Source organism: Pseudomonas acericola (SeqCode), from assembly GCF_053456465.1.
Window position 1 is genome coordinate 175352 of the sequence record NZ_JBRFJB010000009.1, and the last position, 11561, is coordinate 186912.

At 63.7% G+C, this 11561-nt stretch carries 10 protein-coding genes; all 10 read right to left on the reverse strand.

Annotated elements, in window-relative coordinates; genetic code table 11:
* Positions 1–19: 19 nt before the first annotated feature.
* Positions 20–1072 carry an OmpA family protein gene (locus tag ACU688_RS25050; protein WP_448186789.1) on the reverse strand — a complete coding sequence of 351 codons (1053 nt, stop codon included), beginning with the start codon at positions 1070–1072 and terminating at the stop codon, positions 20–22.
* Positions 1056–1493 carry a type VI secretion system baseplate subunit TssE gene (tssE, locus tag ACU688_RS25055; RefSeq protein WP_448186790.1) on the reverse strand — a complete coding sequence of 146 codons (438 nt, stop codon included), beginning with the start codon at positions 1491–1493 and terminating at the stop codon, positions 1056–1058. Before tssE ends, ACU688_RS25050 begins: the two co-directional genes overlap by 17 nt.
* A gap of 3 nt (positions 1494–1496) precedes the next feature.
* The gene (tssJ, locus tag ACU688_RS25060) at positions 1497–2024 is read right to left on the reverse strand and encodes a type VI secretion system lipoprotein TssJ (RefSeq protein ID WP_448186791.1); all 528 of its coding nucleotides are present in this window, start codon (positions 2022–2024) and stop codon (positions 1497–1499) included.
* Positions 2005–3093, reverse strand: a complete 1089-nt coding sequence (gene tssG, locus ACU688_RS25065; RefSeq protein ID WP_448186792.1) for a type VI secretion system baseplate subunit TssG — start codon at positions 3091–3093, stop codon at positions 2005–2007. The genes tssJ and tssG overlap by 20 nt, the downstream gene beginning before the upstream one ends.
* Positions 3057–4826 carry a type VI secretion system baseplate subunit TssF gene (tssF, locus tag ACU688_RS25070; protein WP_448186793.1) on the reverse strand — a complete coding sequence of 590 codons (1770 nt, stop codon included), beginning with the start codon at positions 4824–4826 and terminating at the stop codon, positions 3057–3059. The genes tssG and tssF overlap by 37 nt, the downstream gene beginning before the upstream one ends.
* Before the next feature lie 24 nt (positions 4827–4850).
* The gene (tssA, locus tag ACU688_RS25075; RefSeq protein ID WP_448186794.1) at positions 4851–6416 is read right to left on the reverse strand and encodes a type VI secretion system protein TssA; all 1566 of its coding nucleotides are present in this window, start codon (positions 6414–6416) and stop codon (positions 4851–4853) included.
* Positions 6413–9646, reverse strand: coding sequence for an ImcF-related family protein (locus tag ACU688_RS25080; RefSeq protein WP_448186804.1), 3234 nt, complete (start codon positions 9644–9646; stop codon positions 6413–6415). The genes tssA and ACU688_RS25080 overlap by 4 nt, the downstream gene beginning before the upstream one ends.
* 67 nt (positions 9647–9713) lie before the next feature.
* The gene (locus ACU688_RS25085; protein WP_448186805.1) at positions 9714–10706 is read right to left on the reverse strand and encodes a hypothetical protein; all 993 of its coding nucleotides are present in this window, start codon (positions 10704–10706) and stop codon (positions 9714–9716) included.
* Between the two features lie 140 nt (positions 10707–10846).
* Positions 10847–11110: a PAAR domain-containing protein gene (locus ACU688_RS25090; RefSeq protein ID WP_448186795.1), complete on the reverse strand. Its 264-nt coding sequence runs from the start codon at positions 11108–11110 to the stop codon at positions 10847–10849.
* A partial coding sequence (locus tag ACU688_RS25095) for a T6SS phospholipase effector Tle1-like catalytic domain-containing protein (protein ID WP_448186796.1) occupies positions 11110–11561 on the reverse strand: 452 nt, incomplete at its 5' end. The genes ACU688_RS25095 and ACU688_RS25090, both read right to left, overlap by 1 nt.

The following is an 11561-nucleotide window of genomic DNA, read 5'->3' on the forward strand; positions in this document are numbered from 1 at the left end:
AATCGGTGCAGTTCTGAGGTTATTCGCACGCCCCCAGCTGCGGCACCAGCTGGATATCCACACGCCGATTGGCCGCGCGCCCGGCCTCGGTTTGATTGCTTGCAATCGGTTGGCTCGCGGCCAAGCCTTGCACGGCAAAGCAGCTGTCGGCGAGGTCGCCCATGCGTTGCATCCAGTCCCGCACGGCGGTGGCGCGGGCGTGGGACAGGGCCAGGTTGTGCTCCAGCGCACCGCTCCCATCGGTATGCCCGGCAATGACGATCAACCAGCCGGGACGGGCCTTGATGCCCACCAAGGCGTTGACCAGGAGCTTGGTCGAGCCCGGTTTCAGGGTTGCGCTGCCGCCTTCGAACAGCGCCAGGCTGTCCAGCCGGATCGGTTCGGGCTGCGGAGTTTCAGTCTGCGCCGGCATGCGCCATAGCTGCCATGCAGCCCCCATCGCGATGACGAACGCGCCCGAGCACAGCCACAAACCCCGACGCGATGTGCGCGTGGTGTGGGTGGGCGGTGGCAGAACCACCACCGGCGCCAAGGGTATTTCGCCTGGAATGGCCGGTTGCTCCAAGCGTTGGCCTATCTGGCTGATGTGCTGCCGCAGCGCCGCCAGTTTCACCAACGGCGCACTGAGCTGAGGAGACAAGCACGCCTGCAAATGCGCCAGTTCGGCGTCCAGTTGCACCAGCACGGCAACACTTGGCGACGTCACCGCGTGGCTGCGCAACAGCAGGTGCAGATGCTCGAACAGCCATTCCAGCAGCCCCACGCGCACCGAGGCCATCGGCGGCCAAACCCGTGACCATTCACCGCTCAGTGCCGTGATCAAGACCACGCCTTGGCGGACGCCCTCGGGCCCGTAGCGCTGGCCGCGCGCCAGGGTGTAGTAGCAGGCGCTATTGAGCTCTACGCCATGTGCCTTGAACAGCGCCAGGCAGCCTTGCTCGACTTTTGCCCAGTCCACATCAGGCCGCGCAGGATGGCCGAGCTTCGCCATCTCGCTGTGCAACGCCGTGAACTCAGCGCAGTGGCGTGGGTCGCCACCGACCTGGATATGCATTTCAAACAGTGCCGTCATTCGACCGTCCTTGTCGGTTTAGCGTGACTTTGCCCGCTGGCGCCAGGGTGGTGCCGATACTCACGTGCTGCCCGTCTTTCAATTGCAGCGCCAGCGCGTATTCAAGATGCCCCGGCAGCACCTGGGGCAGCAGCTCGATGGCGAGCGCCTCCAGGCGCGGTTCGTACTTGAGCAAGGTGTCGTGCATGACCCCCATCAGACTGTGGGCCGTGGCGGGCAAGCCTTGCAGGATCAGGCCCATGTCCGGCAAGCCGTAATCGGGCAAATGGCTGAGCGCACCCGCGCGGCTGTTGAGGATGCGCTGCAGGTTGTCCAAGACGGACAGGCTGTACTGGTCGGCCTCGCTGACGTGATGCAGGGGCAACTCACCGGCGAAATTCTGCAACAACAACTCGTACAGCGAAGGGTTGGATTCGCCCATAGGTCAGTCCTTCGTCAAGGGGCGCAGGGTCAAGCGGTTATCCGCCAGCTCGATCACCCGTGGCCGATCAGGGTCGAGGTCGGCGCGGGCCAGTGTCAGACGCCAGCTGTTCGTGCGGGTATCCGGGCTGCGGAACAGCGCGACCACCGTGACGAACTGCGCCTCTTTGTCCATGGGCACACTCAGCGGCGCACCCGCTTCAGGCCTCACCACCACCGTGCGTTTGTCCAGCAACGCGCCAGCCAGCAGTTGCGCGTCATCGTCCAGCCAGCGGTCGTAGGTCGCCTGCGCCACGGCGCTGGCATCGCGCAATTGGTACACCCGCACCATGGTCGGCACCGACAAGGCATTCATGTCACCGGCATCGGTGTTCAGAGCCGTGCGGGCACTGAAATCCAGGTGCAGGGTTTTCACCTGCTTGTAGAAAATCGCCTGGGTGGTGGCGGCCGTGCCGTCGGCCACGGTCTGGGCCAGGCCACAGCCACCGAGGGGCAGCGCAAGCATCATCAGTCTAAAAAGAGTACGCGACATGCTGAGTCTCCCGGTTGCAGGGGTTTGTCGACAGGCCCTGGTAGCGGCCCAGGTTGATGATCAGGCGCTGCTGCTCTGGCGCTTGCCAGGCATCGGCGCCCAGGCCCAGCACAGCGGTCATGCCCAGGCGGATCGGCGCGTGTCCCAGCACCGGGACCGGCAAGCTGCGCAGCGGCAAGGTCAGTTGCAGCTTTGCCGTACAACGCCAGCCGAGGTAGACGCGCAGCAGCACCAGCAGATCCTTGTGCAACGGGCCCGCCGGCAACCAGTCACGCGCTTCCTGCGGGTCTGTGGCATAGAGCACCAGCCGCAACTGGCTGTTGGCATCGCGGCCGACACGGCCGAGGGGCGCTTGCTGGGTCAGGCCCACCGGACGCTGCGGGCAAAGACTTGCGGGCTGCGCCAGCACGATGTCCTGGGGCCAATGTGCGGTGACTTGCACCCGGGTGTTGGGGGCCAACAACTTGACCAACGCGCTGATGCCTTCGGCATTGCGCGTGGGCAGGCGCATCACGCTGAGCAAGGCGAGAAAACGCGAGAGCGGCGTGCCGATCTGTTCGGCGGTGCCGGGGATGCCCAGGCCGATAAGCCCCAACAGGCACTGTGAAGTCGCGTCAACGCCACCCGGCTCAAAGGTGGCCGGGTAAGAGTACTTGCGCCAGATCCGATAGAACTGCGTGAAGATCCGATGGTTGAACATATCCAGGAAAGCTTCCAGCGCCTCATGTCCTTCACGGCGTTGGGCAATGTCATCCAGATAGGTGCCCGGCAGAGGTGAATCCACCCCGTACAAGCCAAGCAGGCGGGTGCGCACCGTGGCCGGGCGTTCGGCATCCGTTTCGATCGCCCGCAACTCGCCGCCGGGGAAGCCCATGCCGGGGTCGGGCCGAAAGCGCACCGCGTCATCGCCCGGATGCGCGGTACTGCCCAGGGGCGGATGGCCGGGCAAGGCCTGCTCCAGCAACTGGCAAAACCGGTAAAGGCTGGCTTCGGCCACCGGCCCGCGCAGCACCTGCAGCAAACCGCTGGCGGTCAGCCGGGAATACGCTGATTGTGGTTCTCGTTCCATCGCAGGCACTTTCCGGTAGGTTGCAGGACCAGCGTGAGCTGGGTGTACAGGTGCACATCCGCATAGAGCGCAAAAAAGCGGTTGAGCATCTCGCCAAACAGGCTGATATCGCCCTCCCCTGAAAAGCCGGTGGCATCCAGGACAATTTCAATATCCACGCCGCGCAGCAGGAAGCCCTTTTCAAAGCGCTGCACCAGGTGATGGCGGACCTCGGCAATCGCCGCCAAACGCCGTCGATTCAGTTCGCTGCCCGTCCAGTCGTAGAGCGCCAGCGTGCCGCGCAGCACTTCGGCGTTATCGAGCATCGGCAGGAAGTTCGACCCCAGATGGCTGAGCACCCGCCAGTGGAAACGGTCGCGGTTCGGCGGGTAGCAGGGCATGGTCGGCGCACACAGGTTGCGCACGCGCACGCCGTTTTGGGTGGATTGCACCAGGGTGTCGAGCAAGGTGCTTTGCAGGGCCTTGCGGGGCAGTTGGCCGTGGGTGCCGGTGAGACGTAACGACAGGCTTTTGTGGGCCAGCAACCGGTCCTTGTCGAAGCCCTCGCCGCCGAGGATCAGCCAGGTGTCGTGCAGGCCATTGGGCGCGCGCTTGAGCCGCGCATGGAAATACCGCTCGGGCGCTTCGTCGCGCAACATGCCGCCCTTGTGCCGAAAGCTGGTGAACGGCACGTAGTCCTCGCGCTCGGCGTTTTCCGAGACGGTGACCCGATCCACCGAATAGATTTCCGTGTGGCCGTCCTGGACCCGCATGGGACGCAGCAGGTAGTCGGTTTGCAGCGGCGCCAGGGTCAGCGGGTCCGCCTCCAACGCAAACAGATTGATCACCGGCACGGCGTGCAGGCGGATATGTTCGCTGTTCAGCTCGAACGTGGCCGGCCAGGGCTCGCGCAACACCACTTCCAGCTCGAACCAGGCCATGCCCGGGGCGATCTGCAATTGCTCCAGCCCGCACAGGGTCACGAACATGAATTTCTCGCGAAAGGCGAAGTACTCCAACAACAACTGGTAACCGCTGAAGGCGCTATCACCCTTGGGCCACAGGCGGTCCTCATCGGCAAACCCCTTGGGGCTGAAATGCCCGGCCAGCGGTTGACGTTCGGCCTCGCCCGGCCAACGCACATACAAACCCTGGACATTGAGGGTCAGCGCCTGATGCAGCGCGCTGGCCAGCGGCGCGTCGGCGTTGAGGTACAACGGCAGGCGGCTCAGGTCGATCTGGCTCCAATCGCTTTGCGGCCCACACGCAAACCGCAGGCGCAGGCGTGAGCGACCGTCGGCGTCGTAGCCGCGCCCTACTGCCGTCAGGGCCAGCGGCCGCAGGGTCAGGTCCTGGGTGGTGGTGTAACGACAACGGGTCCGTTTTGGCCCAATCGGTTGCGACAGCACTTCAAAGCCCTGGGCGATGGATTCGCTGCGCTTCATCTGTTCCAGTTCGGGCACCAGTTCGATCACCGACAGTGACGGAATCGTGCGCAGGTAATGCGGCCATAACAGGCTGACCAGGCCTTCGGTCAGTTCCGGCAGATCGTCGTCGAGCTTTTCTCGCAGGCGCCCCATCAAGAACGCGAAGCCTTCGAACAGGCGCTCTACATAAGGGTCCTGCGCGCCCGGCCGATCCAGGTTGAGCTGCGCCGCGCGGTCGGGAAACGCGTCGGCGAACTCCTTGCCCGCCTCGCGCAGGTAGCGCATTTCGGCGTCGAAGTAGCGCAGTGTCAGATTGTCCATGTCCATCGCTATCCTCCTGATTGTTGACGTTCAGCCACACAGCACGGCGGCGCGCACGGGGTCGATGACCACCAGCGCCGCCAGCAAGGCCTCCATCCTGCGGGCCAGGCTGGGTTTGTCGGCGTCGTTGCGCTGGGCTTTGATGCGCAGCAGTTTGAGCAGCCGTGCCTTGACCTCGAAATGCAGCTCGGGCTCCCACTCGGCCAAGGCCTGGCGTTGCGCGGTGGCATCCAGTTCGCCCAGCAGGTGGATGGCCAGGTCGCCCTTGCCATGCTGCTCGGCGACACGCGCCATCAACAGGCGCAGCAGCCAGCGCTGGCGCCCGGTGTTGATGCCTGGACGCGCCGCCAGCCAGGCCAGGGCCTGGTCCACGCCATCGCTGTCGGCCTGGGCCAGTGCTTCGCTTTCCAGGGCGAGGATGTCGGCGGCGTCCGTCGTAGGCGCGACGGGCGCAACCGGAAGCCAGGCCTGGGGGCGATTGCCGCAGACGTGCTGGGCGATCCACTCGCGGGTGGTCTCATCGGCGAATGGGCTGGCGTCGCTCCAGCGCAGGTCTTCCAACCCCGGCAAGCGCTCAAGAAACATGCCCAGGTCACGCTTGGCAATCTCCGCCCAGCCATCCTGGGGCGGCGGTTGCCGGCTCAGGGCCTGGTACAGATACCATTGCAGATCGAGCCAGAAATGGTTCACGCCCTCGGCGAAGATCCGCTCGACTTGATCGAGCAGCTCGCTCCAGCCCTGTTGCAGGTACAAGCGCTTGAGCTGGGCGCGATAGTCCGCTCGCGGCGGCGCCAGGCGGGTGTTGCCACTGACTTCTTGTGGGGGCGCTTGATGCACCGTGTCCCAGCGCAGGCTTTTCATCAGGCGGTGGGCGGCCAGCCAGCCCTGGGGTTGTTCGCGCAGGTAGGCGGCCAAGGCGCGGCCACTGTCCAGCAGGTCACGGCCGGACCGGATCATGGGCACGGGCGCCGCCGGGCTGGCGCTGTTCTGCGGCACCAGTGCGTCCATGCCACCGGACTGCGCGAGCCGGGCGCTCAGCGCGGCATAGAGCGGACCCAGCACCGGCCGCTGCGCCTGCGGCCACGCACTCACGCCCCGTTCCAGCCAGGCCAGCGCCGCAGCGGTACGGCTGGCCTCGGCCTTGACCACTTCCGGGTACAGCAACAGCGTGTCCAGCACCTTGGCGCTGGCTAGCCATTCCAGTGCCAACTTGCGGCTGTTGGCGCGCGCGGGCAACACCTCGGCGCCGAAGCGTTCCACCAGCGCCGCCAGCAGACACAGACCGTCGGCCAGCCCGGCTTCGCCGTCCTGCTGCAAGCGCGCCCACAAGTAGTACGTGGCCACGCGCAAGTCCTTGCAATGGTGGAGCAACAAGTTCTGCGCCAACTCGGCGACCTGTTCGGCATCCGCCCCCGAGAGCTTGTTGACCTCTTCGCGCATGTGTTGGAAGTCGTCGTTATAGGCCGGGTCTTCGCCAACGGCGCAGTCAGCGTTGATCGGCAACAACCAGGGTTGCCAATCGCCCGCCTCCGCCTGGGCGACGGACAACGCGTCACGCTCACCCAGGCAGCGATCGATCAGGGTGCGCAGGCTCATGGCACGCTCCCGTTTTGCGCGTAAGGCGTGTCCATCCCTTGCTCGCCGAGAAAGATCTGCCGGGGCAATGTGAACCCTCGCAATTTGAGCAATGCCAACGGCCCTGCCTCCAATTCGGTGCGCAGATGCCAGACCAGATTCAAGCCATCCGGCGCCTTGAGCACCACGCGGTAGCGGCTGTCGGCATCGTCCAGCGGCGTGACCTGGGCTTTTTCCAACAGCCGCAGCAGGCCCCAGGTGCCGGGGTAATCACCGAACAACCGTTCGCCGGTATGCACGCTGGTCCAGCTCAGGCTGGCGCCGGGATAATCACCGCGCCCCGGCCAGTTGAAGCGCTGCCAGCTTTCCTTTTGGTTGAAATAATCATGTGTCTCGCCATTGAGGATGAAGCGAGTTTGCACCACATCCCGCACCGGTTTGCCTTGCAACTCAAAGCGCAGGCCCATGCCGCCGTCGGTGTAGAGCACGTCGGCCAGATCGCTGAGTTGGTTGATCGCACTGAGGAACTGCGGGTTGAAACGCAGGCCCTGGCTGTGGCGCGGATCGGCCAGCCAGCGATTGCCCTCTTTGCGTAATACGCCGCTCAATTGCTGCTGCAAGAACTGTTCGATGCGCCCGGAATCCGCGCGGATCATCTGCCCCAGCATGGGCAAGGAGGCGTCGCTGGCGGTGGCCGCAAACGGATAGCGGCTGGCAAAAGCGCTGTCCCAATGATTGACGATGGAGCGTTGCCACTGGCTGTTAAGCCCCGCAGCCGAGGGTTGCAGCACGCGCTGCCAGGCTTGCTCAAGCGGCTGCACAAACAAGGTTTGCGCCACGCCGCCCCACTCGGCGCCAAGGCTGGCGGCCAGCAGGCTGCCGTAGGACTGGGTGTCGGTGAGGTCGATGCTGCGTCCTTGAAATACCCTTTGTGCCAACGTCTGGGTCATTTCCAGTGGGTCGGGTGCGGTGCTGATTTGTTGCAGTTTCAGGCGTACCCGGGTCACGCGGGTGAGGAAGGTTTGCAGGCTCAACCCGTCATCGTTGCGCTTGTCGAGCAGTGCCAGGAGCGGGCCGAAGGTTGCGTCCAGCGGGCTGCCAAGGCTATCGGGGGGTGGTTCGATCAGCGGGACCGCATTCTGCCCGATCAGCTTTTGCGCGGATTTCACCAATGAGTCAGCCAACGCCTGGGTTCGCGCGCCCGCCTGCCCCTGGTAAGCGAGGGTGTTCATCAGCGCAATCAGCGGCGACTGGCGCACATCGCTCATCAGCGTCAACTGGTCGATCACCTCATCAAGGCTGCCCGCCGCCTGCCAGCGCAGGCTGTTGAGCATGTCCAGCCAGGCACTGGCGTAATCCTCGAAGTACCGCTCCGTAAGACGCTCGCGCAGTTGCACCGGGCTCAGCCGGGAGTCGAGGCCAGCGGGGTTGTCACTGAGTACCCAGTCGATCTCCTCACGCCGCGCCTCGGCGACCCTGTCGATGGCATCGCGCACCTGCCCTTCCCAGGCCTGGCGGGTAAAGACGCCGGGCACGCTGGCGTCGGTGGCGAACAGCGCGAAGGCATCGGTGTCGCCCACCAATTGGTGCAGACCCAGGGCGGGATAGTGATGGGCTGCATCATCGAGGACTTGCTGGTAGAGGCTCGCCTCGGCATTGCGTTGGCCCAACTGGAGCAGCAAAAGCTGCCGGACTTGCGCGACCAGGCGCGAGTCGAGCGGGATGCGCCAGGATGGGTTGGCGGGCAGGTGCTCGACATAGAACTGGCGCAGGCTGGGTGGTGTGCCTGGGCGTACGGGTGCAAGTTCGTCGAGGGTTTTGAGCAGGAGTGCGGCGTCGGTTTTTTCGGGGCGCGCCATCATCAGGTAGGCCTTGAGTTGGGCGTAGGCATCCTTTTTGTCCGGTGCCGGTTTGAGCAGCGCAGTGAGTTGCTGGTGCAGGGTGGCGGCCAAGGGATCGCGGATCAGGCGGTTGTTGGCTTCGACGTAATGGGGCCAGAGGGTTTCCAGCAGTGGTTGATTTTGATCGAGGCCGAAACGTTGGTGCCACGGCGTGCCGTGGGTGGTGCGGTAGTCCAGGCGGGCTAGTTCGTGGACCAGATTGTTGAGGGCTAGCAGTTGGGCGTCGCCCTGGGGAGTGCTTTGCAGGGTGTGGAGAACGGTTTGTGCGCGGGTGATCTGCGTGCGGTTCTGGGTGAAGGATAGGAGCAGGCCGGCGGTCCACAGTAGGGTCAGGGATAGGGTCAGGGTGTAGGCGATTCGGTAGGTACCCCAGCCTAGTCGGCGTTTGACGGGTTTGTCGTTGAAAACGCCTTGCCAGGCCTTATCCATCTCGAGAGCACTCTCGGTAGGCGGCAACGGCGGGCTGAACCAGAGGCCGCGCAACGGCACGCCCCGGGAAAATACGCCCAGCAACGGGGTCAGGGCCTGGCGCCAACGGGCAACGCCTTCGGCCTGCAGGTCACGGGACAGGCGGAGGAGGAAGTCATGATGAGAGTCGTCCTGCATCTGTGCCAGGCCGGCGCTACGCAGCGGGTCGAGTAGGTTTTCCAGGCTGCTTGCCAATACCTCGGGGGTGAGGCGTGGCGGGAGGAGGCAGCCGATGGGTTGGCGATTGAGGGTAGGTTGGGGAAATGGGGGGGTGGTGATTTGCCAGAGGTGTAGGGGGAGGTGCCGGCGTAGGGCACTGGCCAGGGTCTGTAAGTGGCGACTGCCGGTGCCCATAACCGCCGCATCCGTGCATTGCTCCTTGCTCACAACCCAGACCACGCCCTCCAGCGCACACCTGCGGGACAGCCACCGCCACTCTGCAACCAAGGACTCGCCCCATGGATTTTCAGGGCTACCAGCCCACAGCAACACGGTATTTTCCCCTTCAAGCCAATCTTCCAGGCTAAGGCCAGGAGCAACGGCTGCGATCTGTGCCGGATCGCCCACTATCAGGAACAGGCGCACCTTGCGATACCAGAGGAACCCGTAGTGCTTGCGCAAATGGCGATGGAGCTTACGCGACCATTGTTGATCTGCCGATGGGGTTCCAAGGCTGGGTAACGAGGTCTTTACGGGTGTGATTGCCTCAATGACTCGCTGAACACGACGCACAGCCAGAACGTCCCAGCCCAGCAAAATCAGCGGGCAGAGCCAACACAATGCCAGCCATAGGCCGACGCCCCACAGGATCAATTGCTTGACCGACAATCGTGGCCAGCCAAAATACTCGCCCCATAACCCGTACAACAGACACCCCAGCATCACCAGCAGCATTGCCACCAACAGGTAGACCCACACCGCACCCAACAGTCTGGGCTTAAGCTCATCGTTAACTGTCGCCATAAGGCACCGCCATTCCAATAGCCAATCGTTTGTTTCCATCCTGACTGAGCCAGCCACATGCCTGCCCTGACTCACCCGCCTCTAACAACGCGAGGGACATGCCGATAAAGGGTGCAAGGTTGGCCAGTACACCCCATTGCCCGGCCAACTGGTGTTCAGTTGCCAACCAACCAGCCTCCACAAAAGTCTCTTGGCTGGCCTTGTCCAGCGACAAACACGTTGGCGGCGTCTCCAGCCCTGCGCTTTGCTGTAGCCGGGCGCAGAGTGCTGACGGCAACTCGGCCGCCTCTTTCATCAGGTACTCACCACGATGCAACGCCTGTTGCCCCTGGCGGCTGATACGCCACAAAAAAGCCGCTTCACCGGGCTGTTCAGTCCCCTCAGCGCTCTCGACCGACACCACGCCGGCACACAACATCCAGTCGAGTTCGTTGCGGTACTCGCGATGAAAGGCGTCAAACAAGTCATCCAGATCGGCCAAGTCACGCATGGGCAAGAAGGTCTCGGCGATTGTTTTCACCCCACCATGGGCCAGCGTTTGCATGAACGCCTTGTAGCTACAGGCATCTCCTGCCCAAGCGACGGCGCGTAATTGCGGCCAACAGTCACCAAGGGCTGGGTGTGCCAGGCATTGACGAGCCAGGTGGCGGGCCAGCGCTGAGCCACGTGCATTGGTCTCGCTCAATGACAATGGGCAGCGCAACATGGGTTGCGTGGCGCCGACGGGGATCAATGGCTCGGGCGGGGGAGCGTCGACCATCAGGCGTCTGTAATGGGTTTGCTCATCTCCCGCGGGCCCCAATAGCAACACCTCTGCCACAGGCAAACGCAGGCACCGCCACTGCCACCAATGTTGTGTCGCAACATCTTGCGCGCGGCGATACGTGGCGTGGCCGAACATGCCGACCTGCCACGTCAGAAAACGAAGCGCCAAGGCCAGAGCCCAACACAAGGGCAATACAGCACTCCACAACCACAGTTCCAAGCGCGGCTGTTCATTCGGCACTAGCGTCAGCAAGACAGCCGACTGCAAGCTCACCAACAACAGCAAAGCACCCCACCAGCGGCGCAACCGGGGTTCCCTCGGTTCGATTGCCTCAGGATATTGCGGTGGGGCGCTCACGGCGCCACAACCATAAACGCAGTGGCCAACGTGCTCACCACCTGACAGCCACAGGCGCAACGGTGCCCATCCAAAGCCACCGGTTTACCGTCGATAGTTGAACCTGAGGCGCCTTCGGCAATGCGCGTCAAACCATGTAGCGTGCAGCGAGCTTGGTCACCCACACAGGCCACCGCTTTGCCAAACGCCTCGTAGTGCCCTTCCAGCACCTCACCGCCAAAGGGACGCAACGGATCCCCAATACGCACGATTGGCAACATCAGGCTACCCCCCTTCCAGGTTCGAAAAGGCTGCCCGCCGCTCGCAACATGGCGCTGGTCTGCTCAATGCGCTGCTTCAAGTCATCCTGGACAATCTGTTGCTTCAATTCGCCCGCTACCTGGCCGATATGCGTGGTGGGCTGCAGCACTTTCTCGGCATCGGGCAGGAACGGCACCACAACACCGCGCGCCTTGTCGATGACCTGATAACCAATAGTCGCGCCACCGATTCCAGCTGCCAATCCACCGAGCCCACCCACTGCACCTTTGCGCTTGATGCCGTATGCCGTCGCGCCGGCGATCATCGCAATACCCAGCACCCGCCCGGCCACCACCACAGGCGACAGCGCGCGGCTGTTGTCGTTGCCAAAATAGGTCATGCGGTAGAAAAAATAGCCTGCCCACAGCTCGCGCGTATCAAGCGCGTCGTGCATGAACCACGCACGTGAGT

Bases quoted from the DNA above. Each gene is read 5' to 3' on its own strand.
- ACU688_RS25050 (WP_448186789.1), bottom strand. From the start codon at position 1,072: ATGACGGCACTGTTTGAAATGCATATCCAGGTCGGTGGCGACCCACGC.
- tssE (WP_448186790.1), bottom strand. From the start codon at position 1,493: ATGGGCGAATCCAACCCTTCGCTGTACGAGTTGTTGTTGCAGAATTTC.
- tssJ (WP_448186791.1), bottom strand. From the start codon at position 2,024: ATGTCGCGTACTCTTTTTAGACTGATGATGCTTGCGCTGCCCCTCGGT.
- tssG (WP_448186792.1), bottom strand. From the start codon at position 3,093: ATGGAACGAGAACCACAATCAGCGTATTCCCGGCTGACCGCCAGCGGT.
- tssF (WP_448186793.1), bottom strand. From the start codon at position 4,826: ATGGACATGGACAATCTGACACTGCGCTACTTCGACGCCGAAATGCGC.
- tssA (WP_448186794.1), bottom strand. From the start codon at position 6,416: ATGAGCCTGCGCACCCTGATCGATCGCTGCCTGGGTGAGCGTGACGCG.
- ACU688_RS25080 (WP_448186804.1), bottom strand. From the start codon at position 9,646: ATGCTGGGGTGTCTGTTGTACGGGTTATGGGGCGAGTATTTTGGCTGG.
- ACU688_RS25090 (WP_448186795.1), bottom strand. From the start codon at position 11,110: ATGTTGCCAATCGTGCGTATTGGGGATCCGTTGCGTCCCTTTGGCGGT.